General features: G+C 50.3%; 23 protein-coding genes. 12 read left to right on the forward strand and 11 right to left on the reverse strand.

Features of this window, described 5'->3' with window-relative positions; genetic code table 11:
- Window positions 1–26: 26 nt before the first annotated feature.
- Together E5336_RS10315 and E5336_RS12460 are read left to right on the forward strand one after the other, a co-directional pair.
- Window positions 27–629: an HAD family hydrolase gene (locus tag E5336_RS10315; RefSeq protein ID WP_135981036.1), complete on the forward strand. Its 603-nt coding sequence runs from the start codon at window positions 27–29 to the stop codon at window positions 627–629.
- Window positions 630–730: 101 nt separating this feature from the next.
- Complete coding sequence (locus E5336_RS12460; RefSeq protein WP_168353640.1) at window positions 731–901, forward strand: hypothetical protein; 171 nt, start codon at window positions 731–733, stop codon at window positions 899–901.
- 27 nt (window positions 902–928) lie between these two features.
- Here E5336_RS12460 and E5336_RS10320 read toward each other — a convergent pair whose 3' ends face one another.
- From E5336_RS10320 to E5336_RS10335, 4 genes are all read right to left on the reverse strand, one after another.
- Complete coding sequence (locus E5336_RS10320; protein ID WP_135981037.1) at window positions 929–1,786, reverse strand: LysR family transcriptional regulator; 858 nt, start codon at window positions 1,784–1,786, stop codon at window positions 929–931.
- 82 nt (window positions 1,787–1,868) lie between these two features.
- Window positions 1,869–2,204: a DUF6442 family protein gene (locus E5336_RS10325; protein WP_135981038.1), complete on the reverse strand. Its 336-nt coding sequence runs from the start codon at window positions 2,202–2,204 to the stop codon at window positions 1,869–1,871.
- Window positions 2,201–2,518: a hypothetical protein gene (locus E5336_RS10330; RefSeq protein ID WP_135981039.1), complete on the reverse strand. Its 318-nt coding sequence runs from the start codon at window positions 2,516–2,518 to the stop codon at window positions 2,201–2,203. The genes E5336_RS10325 and E5336_RS10330 overlap by 4 nt, the downstream gene beginning before the upstream one ends.
- Window positions 2,519–2,522: 4 nt before the next feature.
- Window positions 2,523–2,840, reverse strand: coding sequence for a DUF6442 family protein (locus E5336_RS10335; RefSeq protein ID WP_135981040.1), 318 nt, complete (start codon window positions 2,838–2,840; stop codon window positions 2,523–2,525).
- A 199-nt stretch (window positions 2,841–3,039) separates the two neighbouring features.
- Between E5336_RS10335 and E5336_RS10340 the strand changes: the two genes are divergently transcribed.
- Window positions 3,040–3,402 carry a hypothetical protein gene (locus E5336_RS10340; RefSeq protein WP_135981041.1) on the forward strand — a complete coding sequence of 121 codons (363 nt, stop codon included), beginning with the start codon at window positions 3,040–3,042 and terminating at the stop codon, window positions 3,400–3,402.
- A gap of 34 nt (window positions 3,403–3,436) precedes the next feature.
- Here E5336_RS10340 and E5336_RS10345 read toward each other — a convergent pair whose 3' ends face one another.
- Together E5336_RS10345 and E5336_RS10350 are read right to left on the reverse strand one after the other, a co-directional pair.
- Window positions 3,437–4,813: an MFS transporter gene (locus E5336_RS10345; protein ID WP_135981042.1), complete on the reverse strand. Its 1,377-nt coding sequence runs from the start codon at window positions 4,811–4,813 to the stop codon at window positions 3,437–3,439.
- A gap of 24 nt (window positions 4,814–4,837) precedes the next feature.
- Complete coding sequence (locus tag E5336_RS10350; RefSeq protein ID WP_168353641.1) at window positions 4,838–6,616, reverse strand: sugar-binding domain-containing protein; 1,779 nt, start codon at window positions 6,614–6,616, stop codon at window positions 4,838–4,840.
- Between the two features lie 208 nt (window positions 6,617–6,824).
- Here E5336_RS10350 and E5336_RS10355 point away from each other — a divergent pair, with 208 nt between their 5' ends.
- The gene (locus E5336_RS10355) at window positions 6,825–7,763 is read left to right on the forward strand and encodes an ArsR/SmtB family transcription factor (protein ID WP_168353642.1); all 939 of its coding nucleotides are present in this window, start codon (window positions 6,825–6,827) and stop codon (window positions 7,761–7,763) included.
- 5 nt (window positions 7,764–7,768) lie between these two features.
- Entirely contained in the window at window positions 7,769–8,326 is a 558-nt protein-coding gene (locus E5336_RS10360; RefSeq protein ID WP_135981045.1) for a hypothetical protein, read from the forward strand.
- A 66-nt stretch (window positions 8,327–8,392) separates the two neighbouring features.
- Here E5336_RS10360 and E5336_RS10365 read toward each other — a convergent pair whose 3' ends face one another.
- Genes E5336_RS10365 through E5336_RS10385 form a run of 5 tightly spaced genes read right to left on the reverse strand, consistent with a single transcriptional unit; the run spans window position 8,393 to window position 10,787 of the window.
- Window positions 8,393–8,881: a hypothetical protein gene (locus E5336_RS10365; RefSeq protein WP_168353643.1), complete on the reverse strand. Its 489-nt coding sequence runs from the start codon at window positions 8,879–8,881 to the stop codon at window positions 8,393–8,395.
- A complete protein-coding gene (locus tag E5336_RS10370) occupies window positions 8,832–9,464 on the reverse strand; it encodes an ATP-binding cassette domain-containing protein (protein WP_135981047.1) in 633 nt (210 codons plus the stop codon). Before E5336_RS10370 ends, E5336_RS10365 begins: the two co-directional genes overlap by 50 nt.
- Window positions 9,465–9,473: 9 nt before the next feature.
- Window positions 9,474–9,998, reverse strand: a complete 525-nt coding sequence (locus E5336_RS10375; RefSeq protein WP_135981048.1) for a hypothetical protein — start codon at window positions 9,996–9,998, stop codon at window positions 9,474–9,476.
- A complete protein-coding gene (locus tag E5336_RS10380; RefSeq protein ID WP_135981049.1) occupies window positions 9,991–10,434 on the reverse strand; it encodes a hypothetical protein in 444 nt (147 codons plus the stop codon). The genes E5336_RS10375 and E5336_RS10380 overlap by 8 nt, the downstream gene beginning before the upstream one ends.
- A gap of 5 nt (window positions 10,435–10,439) precedes the next feature.
- A complete protein-coding gene (locus E5336_RS10385; protein WP_135981050.1) occupies window positions 10,440–10,787 on the reverse strand; it encodes a hypothetical protein in 348 nt (115 codons plus the stop codon).
- 214 nt (window positions 10,788–11,001) lie between these two features.
- Between E5336_RS10385 and E5336_RS10390 the strand changes: the two genes are divergently transcribed.
- The 7 genes from E5336_RS10390 (at window position 11,002) to E5336_RS10420 (ending at window position 15,421) form a co-directional block, all read left to right on the forward strand.
- Window positions 11,002–11,496 (forward strand): hypothetical protein, encoded by a 495-nt coding sequence (locus E5336_RS10390; RefSeq protein ID WP_135981051.1) that lies wholly within the window; start codon window positions 11,002–11,004, stop codon window positions 11,494–11,496.
- A 147-nt stretch (window positions 11,497–11,643) separates the two neighbouring features.
- Window positions 11,644–13,128, forward strand: a complete 1,485-nt coding sequence (locus E5336_RS10395) for a phosphohexomutase domain-containing protein (RefSeq protein ID WP_135981052.1) — start codon at window positions 11,644–11,646, stop codon at window positions 13,126–13,128.
- Between the two features lie 189 nt (window positions 13,129–13,317).
- Complete coding sequence (locus E5336_RS10400) at window positions 13,318–13,500, forward strand: hypothetical protein (RefSeq protein ID WP_135981053.1); 183 nt, start codon at window positions 13,318–13,320, stop codon at window positions 13,498–13,500.
- 66 nt (window positions 13,501–13,566) lie between these two features.
- Entirely contained in the window at window positions 13,567–13,896 is a 330-nt protein-coding gene (locus E5336_RS10405; RefSeq protein ID WP_135981054.1) for a hypothetical protein, read from the forward strand.
- A 5-nt stretch (window positions 13,897–13,901) separates the two neighbouring features.
- The gene (locus tag E5336_RS10410) at window positions 13,902–14,165 is read left to right on the forward strand and encodes a hypothetical protein (RefSeq protein WP_135981055.1); all 264 of its coding nucleotides are present in this window, start codon (window positions 13,902–13,904) and stop codon (window positions 14,163–14,165) included.
- Between the two features lie 149 nt (window positions 14,166–14,314).
- Window positions 14,315–14,980, forward strand: a complete 666-nt coding sequence (locus E5336_RS10415) for a response regulator transcription factor (protein WP_135981056.1) — start codon at window positions 14,315–14,317, stop codon at window positions 14,978–14,980.
- A gap of 111 nt (window positions 14,981–15,091) precedes the next feature.
- Window positions 15,092–15,421, forward strand: coding sequence for a cupin domain-containing protein (locus E5336_RS10420; protein ID WP_135981057.1), 330 nt, complete (start codon window positions 15,092–15,094; stop codon window positions 15,419–15,421).
- Window positions 15,422–15,499 lie beyond the last annotated feature (78 nt).

The raw sequence follows: 15,499 nt of genomic DNA on the forward strand, positions 1-15,499 counted from the left end.
GGTGGGGAACACGGCATAATTGAAGTATGATCAAGAATATAGTATTGGACATTGGAAATGTGTTGTGCACGTTCGATCCGGAAACGATGCTGAACGAGCTATTCGAGGATTCCGTCGTGGAAGAACAGCTGATGGGAATTTACTTTTCTTCCTTGTGGGATCAGTACGACCAAAATCTGCTCACAAAAGAGAAGATGATCGAGATTGGCCGGCTGCAGGCGCCAGAGCTTGAAGGAGAAATTAGAAAGTTGATGCGGGAATGGGTGCGCCATGTCGACTTGATCGAGGAAAATATGGATTTCATGCAGCATTTGCATGATCTGGGATTCGGGGTGTACATCTTGTCCAACATTCCGGAAGACTGTTATTTGTATTTGAAGGAAAACGGTTTGTTCCGCGACATCGACGGCGGGATCTTCTCGTATCAGGAACGGAAAATCAAGCCGGATTTCGCCATCTACAAAGCGCTTCTTCAAAAATACGAGCTGGACGCGTCGGAATGCCTGTTTATCGACGACAAGGCGGAAAACATCGAGGCGGCAAGAACGCTGGGATTTTACACGTTGAAGTGCGAGGATCCGTACTTGCTGGCGAAAGACACGCGGGAGCTGCTGGAAGAAACCGATTAGGACAAAAAAATGCGGGAACAGGACAAGTTCTGTGGCTCGCTTTTTTTTGTGGTCAAGCTTTGATAAAATAAATATAGAAAAGGAAACCGGAGGGAAAGCTAATGTCGAAAAAGAAAATCTTTGTGCTGGCGTGTCTTGGCGCGATGGCCGGCAGCGCGGTTTGCCAGCTGGTGCTCGAACGCTTTGGCTGGACGGGATGGATCATAGGCACAATCGCGATCGCCCTGTTGGCGATTTGGGCTTTTCGGCAAGACAGAAAGAAAAGGACTTGAAGACGAGTCCTTTTTCTTTCGTACGATTTAAGGTACGGAAAACAAATCCATGAATTTTTGCTCAGGCGTGGAAAACAGCCGGTATTTGTTCCAGGTGATGCAGACACCGGATTCGAGCCGGGGAAACAACGGAACGAAAACGAGATCGTCCGGCAAATCGCCGGGTTCCAGAGCGAGCAACAGGATACAATCGCTTCGAACGAGCGGGTACAAGCTTTCCAGCGTAGTGTACGTCATCCCGATCGGCAGGGCGCGCTGGTTGTCGTGGATCCAGCCCGACAGCTTGTTTTTGAAGAGCGGGCTGTCCGGGACGGCCAGGCGCATCGAGCGCAAATCCTCCACGCGAAACCGATCCTTGACAAGTGGGGAGTTTCGGCGAATCAAGACGCCCCACGGCTTTTTTTCGGGCAGTGTGAAATAGTCGTACGACTCCAAATCGCATGGTTCGACGAAGGCGGCGAACGACAGCTTGTCAGCACGCATTCGCGCATGGATGCCGGCGTATGGCAACGTCAGCAATTCGATTTGGACTTTTGGATAGCGGCTCATAAAGTTTTGCAAGGGGGGTTCGAAAAAAGAAAGCGCCTGCTCAGTCAGACCGAGGCGCAGCACGCCGTGGAGTTCCTCGTCGTAGTGCTGAAATTCCTCCAGGACATTTTCGGTCATGGCGTTGATCTTTTTCGCCCACACCAAAAAAGCCTTTCCCCGATCGGTCAGGACGACGGATCGCGGCTTGCGCTCGAAAAGTTCGCAGCCAAGCTCCTCTTCCAGCAGACGGATTTGCTTGCTGAGGGCCGGCTGGGAAATGTGCAGGCTTTGCGCGGCTTTCGTGAACGATTTTTTTTGCGCGACTTCCAGAAAATAGGCAACGGTTCGAAATTCCATAAGAGCCTCCTTTTGGCTTTATTGTATAACTTTATGTTATGGAGGGCTATGAAAAAATCGGGAGAACCGATTCCCTCTTTCTTTAAAGGGCGTCAAGCCATTTTTTCAGCGTGGAAAGCCCGTCGATGCCAAAAAGGAAAAAACCAAGCAGCGCGTATCCGATAAAACGGATGTCTTTCGTCTTGTAAAAGCGGTATAGATGAATCACGACCCAGACCATCATGCCCGGCACCCAAAGAACCCAGTAGGCGAGGGTTTCCATGCCGGTTATCTCGAGCAGGATTCCAAGCACCATCAAAAAAGCCACGAGGATGTAAAACTGATTTTTTGCTTTTGTGTCCGCCTGCGCCTTTTTAAGATCGTCTTCGCCTTCCAGGCGCGCCTGCCGTAAAATGTCGTCTTTATTCGTTGTGTTCATACGAATTCTCCTGAAACGATCCACGGAATCACAAAGCCAAGCGCTAAAAGCGCCAGCAAGCGAAACGCCTTGCGGTTCATGGATCTTCGATACGTATAAAGCCACCATCCGGTTCCGCCTGCCAAATAGATGCCGATGGAAAGAAGAAGGCCGAAAACGATGTGGCCGTATTGCTTGCAGAGCGCGACGCCGACCCAGTTGACCATCCAGAACAGGAAGCCGGACGCAAGACGGTAAAAACCGGCGTCGACCGCTTGCTCGTATTCCAAATTGGCTTTGGCTTGCGCTTTATATAGAACGCGTTCTTTTTCCATGTCGTTACCTTCCTTTCATGAATGTGGATAAAAGCGGGATGCCCCAGGCCGCCAGACCAAAGACGACCAAAAGAAGGTTTTCCTTGTTTCTTGTGCGGATGAACTGGCAGAGCGGCCAGCCGCACCAAACGACGGTTAAAACGCCTTGACCAAACAAGGTGGCTTCCCAATCCATTCCGTGATCGCGCAAAAAGAGAAGAACGCATTGCAGTCCAATCAAAACGACGACGGACAGGAAAACCGAGTAGCGGCCTCGTTCCTCTTTCTCATATTCCTTGTTTCCTTCTTTTCTCGCTTTTTTCAGCACTTCCTCTTTGTTCATAATGGATCCCCCTTTTGTACTTTCAGCATAGGCTTGACAAGAAAACTTGTCAATTCATTTTCGGGTAAAGGTGGAAAACGATACAAAAAAGCCGAAAAAAGATCCAAGTCGCAAAAAAGAACGCCTAAGAGGCGTCTTTACGGCGTTCAAAATATTTTGGAAAAGAGGTAAAATGGAAATAAAGAAGGAGAAGGAAAATATGACAATCACAATGAAAGCGAAAGACGATGTGTTTTATCTGGACGGCCAGCCTTACTCCATCGCGGATGTCAGGAAAGTCGACGTGTTGTTCGAAGACGCGAAGTGGAAAGGGAAAAGCGCTCCGTTTGTTCATCAAATCGCTGGCGGGGGAACGAGCACGACCGCCTATGCCTTGTTCGAACCGAAAGGCTATGTGGGACTGCGCATCCAGTGGAACGATCAAATTCTGGCGGACTACGTGTCGGAAAATCCGGTCTACCACAACACCGACGCGTATCGAAAAGACTGCGAGAAAGCGCGGGACATCCAGCGCAAGCTGTTGAAAAACCAGCGGCTGCACAATCAGAAACGGGAAGAATGAAAACCCGCCGGCAAAAGTCGGCGGGTTGTGTCGTTTATTGCGTCGCGCTGGCGAGCCGGGCGCGCCGTTCTTCCAAAATCCGCAAGTCGGCGCGGTACGCTTTTTCATCGTACGTGTAAAATTTGAGAATCGCGAGGCGAATCAAGCCGCCGGCGATTGGCAAAAGCGAAATGACAAGAAACAATCCGTTGAGCGTCGTTTCGGATTGAACCGGGGCTTCCGGCACATAGCCGATCGCGATCAAAATCAAACCGGTCAGCGAGCCGGCGATAGCGGCCGATAGTTTTCCCATAAACGTCTGGCCCGAAAACGTGATGGCTTCGCAACGCTTTCCGGTTTTCACTTCGGAATACTCGATCGTCTCCGCAATCATGCTGGACATGACCGGACCGAGCGAAGCGTGGAACAGCTGCGTGAGCATGAGCATAACGAGCAGGACGCCAACGTTTTCATAACCCATCACGAAGAAGGCGACGCGCACGACGATGTCGGCCAGAATGATTCCGGTCAGGATCTTCTTTTTCTGGAACCGCTTCGTCAAAGCCGGGATGAGGAAGAAGCCAAGCGCAGCCGCGGTCCCCATCAGCCCGTAAACACTCATCAAGCCTTCGTTTTTCATGTTGTAGATGAAAAAGTACAAAATTATGCCGTTGACGATGTTCATAAACAAGTTCAAAAAGAAGATGGCGAGCATTTTGAACAAATGCTTGTTCACAAGCAGATTTTTAAACACGTCCTTCATCGCGATTTTCTCACCCTGGGACGGTTCGACGCGTTCCTTGATCGTAGAGTGGCCAAACATCATGAAGCCGTAGCCGATGAGCATGATGACGACAACGGCCATAAAGTAGCCATTGGCCAAATCGCCTTTTCCAAACAAGCCGACAAGCAGCGGCACGAGCGAACCGACGATGCCGATGCCGGCGAAAACACCCAGGTTGGCGGCTGTGACGAGGTTGGTGCGGTTTTGCGGATCGTCCGAGATCACGGCGGAAATCGACCAGAACGGAATGTCCGATACCGTGTACACCGTTCCCCATAAAATATAGGTGATGGCGGCGTAGAGCACTTTCCACTGCATTGCCAGATCCGGCTTGAAGAAGCACAGGATCGTGCTGATAACGACGAACAGCGGCGCGAATTTCAAATAGCCTTTGAACTTTCCGGTCTTGGTCCGGCGGGTGTCCATGAATCCGGCGACCATCGGGTCGTTGACGGCGTCCCAGACACGCGCGATCAAAAAGATCGTGGACGCGGCCAGCGCCGAAATGCCAAGAATGTCGGTGTAGAAAAACAAGATGAAAGAGCCAAGCAGGCCGTACGAGAAGCATTGTCCAAAGCCATACGAGAAGTAGCCGAAATATTCGCGGCGGCTCACGCCTGGCATGGAAACAGTCGATGGATTGTTCATATTTTTATTTTCCTTTCTTTTTACTTACACAAAGAGAAACCCGGTATGGCTTCCTCCGTTGAAGATCTCGCGAAGCATGGCGGGATCGAATTTGTGCTCGTGGTTGTGGTCGAGCAGGCCGTTGACTTCCTGTTCGACGTCGGTAAGCTGGGTGTAGCAGTAACCGCACATGCCCGGCAGCTCCATGACGACGCGGGTCAAATCGCGAATCTTGTGCAGGACGGCTTCCTGTCCTTCGAGGCGTTTTCCATAGCCCCAGCTTTCCTTGCCGGCGTACGTTCCGGTGTCGAAGGCGACGCCGCCAAACTCGCTGATCATGAATGGCTGGCCGGCATAGGCGTATCCTTTGGCGAATGTGTGGCGCAGCGAAGTGCGCGAAGGGCAGCCATTGACAGCCTGTTCCATGTTCGCGTAGCTTTCTTTAAGCGTTTTTGGATCGGCGTTGTAGTCGTGGACCGTGAGCAGATCGGTCGTGGTTTGCTCCCAGCCGTCGTTGCCCACGACAAGCCGGGAGGGATCGAGCGCTTTTGTCATCCAGTACGCGCCGTTCACAAACGCCTGCTGGGCCGGATGCTTGTAAATCTCGTTGACGCCCCACGACTCGTTCATCAACGTGTAGACGATGACAGAAGGATGGTTGTAGTGCTTGGCGATCAGGGCGGGCAGCTCGCGGGTGAAGTTTTCCACCGCGGCCGGCGAGTACTCGAAGAACGAAGGCATTTCGGCCCACATGACCAGGCCGAGCACATCGCAAAGGTACATATAGCGGGCGTCTTCGACTTTCTGGTGCTTGCGGGTGCCGTTGAAGCCCATTTCCCTGACTTTGAGCAAATCGTCGCGAAGCTGCTCGGGGGTGGCGCTCAGGCCGCCGTCGGCAAAATAGCCCTGATCCAAAACGAGCCGCTGCACAAACTCCTGGTTGTTGAGGAAAACGCGATGGCCTTCCTGGCGGATGTCGCGCATGCCAAAATAGCTGTCCGCTTCGTCGATGGCTCCCGTTTCGCTGACGAGCGTGAAGCGCACGTCGTATAAGTTAGGCTCGGCGCAGCTCCAGAAATGAAGCCGGAAGTTGGCGTCCTCGCTGCTGACGTCCGCGATGATGCGCGCCCGGTTGTTTTTGACGGCGACGCGAAACGAGGTGACGGGGCGGCCCTGGTAGGTGATGTCTCCTTCGACGCGGGCGGGTATCTCGCTTCCGGCGACGAAGAAGTCGAACTCCATCGTGGCGTTGTCGATGTCGGGCGTCATGCGCACTTCGGCGATGTACGTGTCGGCCACTTCCTCGAGCCATACCTGCTGCCATATGCCGGTCGTCCGGGTGTACCAGCATAAAAAGTTGGCGTCTTTCCACGATTGCTTGCCGATTGGCTGGCTGCAGCGGTTGTGGTCCTCGGCGCGTACGACGATGGACACGTCTTCCGTTTGAAGATAAGGCGTGATGTCGATTTGAAACGGCACGTGGCCGCCCTGGTGGGTGAAGACGTGGTTTCCGTCGATCCAGACGTCGGCCTGATAGTCCACTGCGTCAAAATGTAGCAGGAAGCGGCGTCCTTCTTTTTTGGATACCGCGATCGTTTTCCGGTACCAGACGATGGGATGGTTTTCCAACGTGTGGACGCGTGAGTTTTTCGTTTGATAGCTGTATGGAACGACGATTTCGCGGTCAAAAAAACCAGGCTTCAAAAAGTTGTGGTTCTGAATGCCGAGATTGGCGTCGTCGAAGGCAAAATCCCATACGCCGTTGAGGGATCGCCAGTGTTTTCGCGCCATTTGCGGGCGCGGATGATGCAGTCGTTCGAACATAATTGTATTCCTTTCTACTTGTTTAGTTAATATATTCATTAATTGGTTAATGCATAATGAATTATAATGAGCGGACAGGAAATGTCAATAAAAACTGGAAGCGCTTTCTGTTTTCGCATCAAAATCAAAAAGTATGGGAGAAAACAGGACAAGGTAGGATGGAAGAAGGTGTGCTATACTGGAACCAGTAGAAACCGGAGGGATGAGAATGGCGGTATTTTCGCCGGAAGTCGTGTATTTGAACGTGGAGGAATCGTCGCTGCCTTTTTTTCAGGCGCTTGCGAGCAAGGCGAGGATGGATATTATTTCGCTTTTAAAGGTGAAGGAAATGTCGATCAAGGAGATGGGGGAAACGTTGCAGCTGTCGTCCGCTATCGTGACGAAGCACATTCAGATTTTAGAGGAAGCAGGAATCGTGGAAGCGCATTTGGTGAGTGGAAAAAGGGGGTTGAAAAAGATGTGCCGGTTGAAAATCAACGAGGCGCAAATCATTTTCGACAACAATTACGGAATGAAAAACCGCTCGTTTTACCAGGTGGATATTCCGATCAGCGCGTACGATCAATGCGAGGTGACGGCGCCTTGCGGCATGGCCGAGGCGGAACGGATCTTTGGCCACATTGACGACGCGCGCTATTTTCACGCGCCCAACCGGAACCGGGTGTGTTTGCTGTGGCTTTCCTCCGGCTATTTGGAATATCCGATTCCTGTCTTTGACGTGGACCTGGAAGACGTGGGCGAGGTGGAGATCACATTGGAAATATGCAGCGAATTTCCGGGCTACAATGCCGTTCATCCGTCGGATATTGATTTTTTCTTTAATGGAAAGGCCATCGGAACGTGGACGAGTCCGGGTGATTTTGGCGACCGGAAAGGTAAATACACGCCGTCATGGTGGACGCTGGGCAGCGAATACGGACTGAAGAAAACGCTGCGGCTGACGGAAACCGGGGTATATATGGAACAGGAACGAATCGCGGATATCCGCCTGTCCGATTTACTGAAAGCAAGAGAAGAGAAGGACGTGCTGCGGTTTCGGATCGAGAGCCGGGCGGACGCCAAGCATCCGGGTGGACTGAATTTGTTTGGCCGGCAGTTTGGCGACTACGATCAGGACATCCAGGTTCGTTTTTTGCGGAAAGAGTAAGCGTTATGGACAAAACCAAAAGTTCGACGATTCATTTGACTGTGATTCGAAACGACGACTTCCTTTCGCCGTACTGGGCGGATCGACCGGTCATTTCCGGGGAGGCGGCCTCGATTTTGGACAACCTGATTCAAACCGTTCCGCAAAACAATTTGAAACACCTGCAAATCGACATCGCGAGCGACGGAATCGACGCGAAGGAAAAAGGTATTTACCGGGAAGCCATTCACTACTATTATGAAAACGAGCTGAAAAATATCCAGCGCAAACGAAGAAAAAACGTGGAATCGGGATTAACGATGCTGGCAATCGGCGCCGGCATCCTGACGCTCCACGCGCTTGGCGATTACTTAGGCTTGCGGCCGGTCACATCGGAAATTCTCGATATCGCCGGCTGGGTGTTCATCTGGCAGGCGGTCACGCAGTTCGGAATCGAACGGCATAAAATGAATCTCGACCGGGTACGGATCCGGGCCCTCGCCAACGCGAAGATCGTCTATTCAAAGCTGGACTCCCAGGCAAGAAAAGTCATGCGCGAGGAAAATAAAAAAAGGGAACAATAAAAAGAGCCGGACGATCCGGCTAGTCGATTTCGGTGCGCCGTTCGTAGATCGTGCGCACCTCTTATTTTATAAGAACAACGTGTTTGTCAGCAGACTAAGCGCTGTAAATCCAAAAAACACAAGCACTTCCATCGAACCGTTTTTGATCTTTTTTCCGGATAATCCAAGAACGACGATCAACAGGAGCGCGTTCGCCAGGCCCGGTTTCCAGTACGATAAACCGGAAAAGGCGACGACGAGTGCTTCATAGAGCAACGCGCCGAATACGATGTTTCCTGTCAAAAGTGTTTGGGCTTTGCGCTTACCGACACGAATTTGGATGTTTCGCTGGTTTTGGCGGTAAAAATCGGAATAGAGCACGGTCGCGCAAAAGACGACGATTTGGATCCACAAAAACGAGAGGGCGACTAGAAGCGACGTGGACAGGCGCGAAACGGTCAGAAACGCGATGTCGCCAAACGGGAAAAGGCGCACGACCGCTTTGACGAGCGTAAGGGCCGCGACTTCAACGAGCGAGATCGTTGTCAGGCGTTTCCAGTTCACAAAGCTTGCCATCGTCCAGCTCCAGCCAGCGGTTGAATCCAATGTCTTCATAGTCGTGGGAAGCCACCACAATGGTTTTCCCTTGTGCAATTTGTTCACGCATCACGTCCAAATACGTTTGGATCGACTTTTTATCGAGGCCGCGTGTCGGCTCGTCCAGCAGGATCACGTTTTGATCTTCCATCAGCGCCTGAATGATGCCGGCCTTTTGTTTCATGCCAACCGAATAGGAGCGGATGGGTTTTTTATTTTCAAAGTTCAGATCAAACCGTTCGCACAACGCTCTTGCCAGTGTATCGGGCGTTTTGTGACGCAGCCCTAGTAAAAATTGCAGATTTTTCTTGAGCGAAGCCGATTCGACAAACGACGGATTTTCAATGAGCGCGCCAATATACACTTCGTTCGCTTTTTCAATCGTGCCTGAATCGGCCGTCATCAATCCGCAGATGATTTTCAACAAGGTCGATTTTCCCGAGCCGTTGGCTCCTTTGATGTAGACGACATCGCCCTGTTTTAACGTAAGGTCGACACTGTTTAAAACAAGATTTTGTTTGAAGGATTTGTTCAAATCCCGAATCGTTAAGGCAGTTTCCATAGTTCCTCCTTAGCCCAGTACCCTCGTAAACAAAGCGGGTCCCAGGACGTATGTGTACACCACAAGCAGCAAAAACGCGATCCATAATCCGTACAGCTCTTTTCCCGCGTCGGGAAGAAACCACATTTCCGCGAAATAGCCAATTTCCCAAACGAGAAGCAGGGGAACAAGGCCGACGAGATACGTGGTTTTGTTTTCAATGCCGTTTAAGATGGGCAGCACAACGAATACAGTAAGCAAAAAGAGCTGGAGCAGCAGCGCTTCGATCTTCATGATTTGCCGGTACCAGTTGTCTTTGCCCGTTCGAATGATGCCGAAGTTTTCAATTTGTGTATACATCTTGATGCGCAAAAACAAAAGAAAATCGTATAAACAGCCGAAGACGAGAAATTTCGCGAACCCGAACAAGTAAAATCCTTCGGCTCCATAGCCCCAGTTGTTCCAGACGTAATATCCCATGATGGCGATCGCGAAGAGCGAGGCGAGCACATACGTTTTTTGCGTCATCAAATGGGTGACAAACGACTTAACCATAGCGGTACCGCAATTTCACCACGAGCCGGTACAGACCGGCAATGAGCAAGCCAAAGACGAGAAACGTGAGGGCGACTGTGATGTAGCGCCACCGGCGCGATTCGAAAGTCAGCAGGGACATGACGCCGGGAGCGAGCAAATTGAACGGGCTAAGACAGGAAACGATCTCGTAGTTGTGAATCGGCAAACCCGATAAAAACGCGACAAGAAAGGTCATGAGCAATGTGAAAATCAACAAGAGAAACGGGTACAAATACTTGTTGGGAACGAGTTGGGAAAACAGCATGCAAAGCAAATTCAGCATCGTCCAGCCCGCCACTTCCACCATCGTGTACGCGATCCAGTCGGCGATTTCCTGGTGGAAATAGAAACCGTGATACACCATGTGCGGATCGTCCAAAAGCAATGGGTTGACCGGGTTGATAAAAATCACCATCAGAACTACCAGAAACAAATTGATGAGAACCAGATTTCCTGAAAAGAGCGCCAGACAAGCTGCTTGAAGTAAACGCGCTTTCCAATCCGCAAACTGACCGTGTTGTCAAATCCGCTCCGTCGCCATCGCAGCGTTTGAAAATGCGACACAAACGGAATCAGCAGCAAATAGCCAATCAAAGGCAGGATCGTATCCATTCCTTCGTAAAAGGAAAAAAGCATCGGAAAGGAAGACATGGGACCTCGAGGCCCCAGCGTCGCGTAGATGGAATTGGGAAGCATTTCAAAAAATCCGATGGCCGTGACGCCAAGAAAGGCGAACAGGAGTATAAGTTGTGATTTTTTCTTTGTCATGCGTTTTCTCTCCTTTTTTATCCAACCAGACATCAATATATCATTATATTTTTAGATTTAATGTTTAATAATAATGTATTTCCGTCTTGATGGCTTTTACAATTTATATGCAATAAAAAACCTATGATACCGGATATTGATTTGAAATGCGCTCTCTATCTTTTCCTTTCGAACGAAAACTGATATCATATTTTTTAAGACAGGGGGAAAATGGATGAAAAAGCTAAGAAAAGCGCAAATCGTCATGATGTGGCTGTGGGTCATTGTGTGCGTCATCATGACTTGGGCTGCCAACGCGCCGGTGTTTCCATACATGTATTTGATCAATGTTGTTTTGATTTACATTATCGGCTGCCTCATGAAGAAGCGGTACTGCCGGAACAAAAAGATTCGCTACTTCAACAAATTCGCACTGGCGTTGGACGATGCCGACAACTACGAGCTGGTGAAGTTCGACATGCTCGTGGCGGGCGCCGAGGCGCTGCTTTCGTTTTTGATGATGTACTCCAACGCGGAATACTTCCAGTGGATCATGATTTTCTCGTTTGACATTATCATTATTTATATCGCGATCAACTACGCGGATAAAAAATGGTTTAGCAAGCAGAAGGAAGTGCAGCAGCAAGCTCGCAACACGAATGTGGAAAAGAAAGTGTCGACCGCGACGAAATCGAAAAAGAAATACCAGACGGGAAAGAAAAAGAAGTGATTTTTTAAAGATGTCGAAAACGGCATCTTTTTTTTCGAAAACTATCCGGATACAAGCTAGGCGAATCGAAAGACGAACGCCACGCAAAGGTTTCGTTTTTGTTGTTTTTTGGTACAATGGAAAGGAAACAGGAAAGAAGGATTTTCTATGACTTACGCAAAACTACAAAATGGAAGCGATATCCGCGGCATCGCGCTCGAAGGCGTCGATGGAGAAGCGGTCAATTTAACCGACGAGGCGGTGTATGACCTGGCACGCGCCTTCGCGACATGGCTTTCGAAAAAAACAGGAAAGAAGCAGCTGCGCATCGCGGTAGGCCGCGATTCCCGGTTGAGCGGGCAAAAGCTCCAGCACGCCATCACGGACGGGCTGCTTTTTGACGGAGCGCAAATTTTCGACTGCGACATGGCGACGACGCCGGCCATGTTCATGGCTTGTGTCTTTCCGCAAACGGACTGCGACGGATCCATTATGATTACGGCGAGCCACCTGCCTTGGAACCGGAACGGAATGAAGTTTTTCGACAAAGAGGGAGGACTGGAGTCGCATCAAATTAAAGAGCTGATAGAAATCGCCGATACCGGCCGATTCGAGCGGGCGGCAGAAGGCTCGATGCAAAAATGCGATTTGATGGCGTTGTACGCCACCCACTTGAAAAACATAATCAAGGAAGCCATTCAAGCGGCGGACTACGCGCATCCGTTAAAAGATTTGCACATCGTTGTCGACGCCGGCAACGGGGCGGGCGGCTTTTTCGCGACCGACGTGCTCGGACCGCTTGGCGCCGATATTTCCGGCAGCCAGTTTCTTGAACCGGACGGCTCGTTTCCAAACCATATTCCAAATCCGGAAAACAAGGAGGCGATGGCCAGCGTGTGTCGGGCGGTGCTCGAAAACAAAGCCAATCTGGGCTTGATTTTCGACACCGACGTCGACCGTTCTTCGGCGGTTGACGAGTTTGGCAATCCAATCAGCCGCAACGCCATCATCGCCCTGGCCGCTTTGATCGCTAAAAACGACCATCCCGCGACGACTATCGTGACCGATTCCGTGACGAGCGACGAGCTTCACGCGTTTTTAGAATCGCATGGCATGAAGCATGTCCGCTTTAAACGAGGCTATAAAAACGTCATCAACGAGGCGAAAAGACTGAATGAAAACGGCATCGACTGCCAGCTCGCCATTGAAACAAGCGGGCACGCGGCCTACAAAAACAACTATTTTCTGGACGATGGCGCGTATTTGGCGACCCGGATCGTGATCGAAGCCGTCAAAGACAGGCTGTCGACACGACTGGCGGATTTGAAACATCCGCTTGAGGAAGGGGAGTTCCGCCTGCCAATCGACGGGGACGATTTTATCGAATACGGCAACGCGGTCATTGAGCGGCTGACGCGAAAAGCCGCGGATACACCATTTATTCAAGCCGCCGATTCGAATTTTGAAGGCATCCGCCTCAATTTCGATTCCGGTCATGGCAATGGCTGGCTGCTCGTGCGCATGAGCTTGCACGATCCGATTTTGCCATGCAATATTGAGTCCAATACGCCAGGCGGCGTAAAACAAATCAAACAATGGCTGAACCAGGCCTTGCGCGACGAAACGCGTCTGGATCGGGCTATTTTGGAGTGAGCGTTGCTCATTCCTTTTTTTGTTGCCAAGCTGGTAAAAGTTTGATATTCTTTCAATAGAACAAAAGAAATCGTTTTCACACAGAAAGTTTACACTATCGAACGATTTTGTGAGATTTAGGATGAAAGTGCTTACAGCGTGTGCTATACTGAAGTAAACAAGGGATCTCACAGAAGGAATGAAAAAAATATGAACTACTTAAATTGGATTTTATTGGTTGTGAACATTTGTTGTGGGATCGTCGCACTCGTACTGCATCTGAATCACGCGTCGTTTGCGACGACATTGTCGATCGTGCTTTGTCTTGGCATGTCCTTTAAGATTGGGGAGCTTCTTGGTCTGCCGATTAAGTTTGACCGGTTCGAGTCCTAGTCCGAAAGGACTTTTTTTTTATTCATCCGGTTTGCTTGTGGCTGCCGCCTCTTCTACAATACGGGTATGCAGGAAAAAAAGAAGGACGGTATCGACGTCACATTCGAAGCGAGAGGATGCCGCAAAATGCTTCAAAAAAACCCTTCGCTCCAATCGAAAATCGTGGAAACTTTGCGTCGGCAGGCGGAAAATGATTTTTTCAAGTCGAAATACGCGACGAGAAAACGCTGGCATGACTTGCCGGTTTTCGAGTGCCGCGTCAACGATCCTTCCGTGGGAGCGGTGCGGATCGCGTTCGCGCGCCAAGGCGAGCGGCTCTTTGTGCTCTACGGCTCGACGACTTTGCTGAAAAAGTCGTTCACCCAGGAGCTGGAGTCCTTTTTGAAAGAAGGTTGATCCCGGTGAAACTCGTTCCGTTGCGGCAGGCGCAAATGAAATGGCTCAACGTCCTAAAACAAAAAAACCTTTCTTCCATGAGTTTGTGGACGTATAAAAAAGACCGGTTTGTCCGTTTTGAAAAAGAAGGCGACCAATGCTTTCTTGTCGAGTCGGGCTATGTGAACCAGCGTGTCCAGCTTGACGCCAAAACGGGAAAGAAGACGCTCAAAGAAGCGTTTGGGCGGGAGTTTCCACGCAGCACCCGGCTGTATATTCAGGAAGACTGATTTGGAACGCGCACAGTTTTTGACTGGGCGTTTTTTCATTTCTTTCCCGGCCTCGCGAAAGACAGGACGAGGACGTTGTTCGAAACCATATCAGAACGTTCGTTCAGACGGGGAATTCATGGTAGAATCAAAAAAAGGAAGGTGATTTCATGATTTATATTTTAGAGGACGACGAGTCGATTCGAACCATGCTTTCGTACGCGCTTTTAAAAGAGGATGAAAGCCAGGGATTCGAGCGTCCCGGCGCGTTTTGGCAGGCGATGGAGGAAGAAATTCCGCAAATGATCGTGCTCGATCTCATGCTGCCCGAGGAGGATGGCCTTTCCATCTTGAAAAAGCTGAAAGCCAGCGAGGCATGGGAAGACATTCCCGTGCTCATTTTGTCCGCCAAAGACAGCGAAGTCGACAAGGCGATCGGACTGGATCTGGGCGCGGATGATTATTTAGCCAAGCCGTTTGGCATTATCGAGCTGACCTCGCGAGTCAAGGCCATCAAGCGCCGCTATGAAAAAACAAAAAAGAAAGACCGGATTTTAAAGCGCGGAACGATCGAACTCAACGAATCCAAACATGAAGTGACCAAGGATGGCGCCAGCGTCGAGCTGTCCTATAAAGAATACAATTTGCTGAAAGTGCTTCTGGAAGCCGATGGATGCGTCGTCAAGCGCGAAGAGTTGCTCGAAAAAGTATGGGGACCTTTTTACGAGGAATCGCGCACGCTCGACGTCCACATCCGCAAGCTGCGCCAAAAGCTTGATTTATCCAAAGACGAGATCCGGACGATTAAAAACGTCGGGTATTGCTTAGCGGAATAAGAAGAAACAAAGACGGTCGTGGCGGCCGTTTTTACACATTACGGTCATTCAAGGGGCGCCGGCAGGACGGCTGCGTTATGATGAAAGAGTCAGGACAAGGAGGTATGTCATATGACCCAAGCATGGAAGGCGGGCGAAGTGTTCGCTCTGCACGATCAAATTTCGTACGAAAAAGGAAAAGCCGTGAAAAAAGTCGTCGAGGAAGGAACCGCGATGAAACTCATTTTGGTGGCGATCGAGGAAAGCGAGCTGCCGACGCACGCCGCGCCGATGAACGCGCTCGTCACGGTATTGGAAGGAAAAGGAACCTTGACGTATTTGGGAAAACAATACACCCTTCATAAAGGCGACAGCTTTATCTTTAACAAAGGCGACCAGCACGCGGTAAAGGCAGACAAAAAAATCAAATTCAGCCTGCTGCTGTGGGAACCGGCCCAGTAGGCAAAAAAAATCGAGGAACGCCTCAATGTCATTTAGTTAAGAAATGGCAGTCTTAGAGGATACATTTTAAAGTGTACC

Source organism: Dubosiella muris, from assembly GCF_004793885.1.
Lineage (GTDB): Bacteria > Bacillota_I > Bacilli_A > Erysipelotrichales > Erysipelotrichaceae > Dubosiella > Dubosiella muris.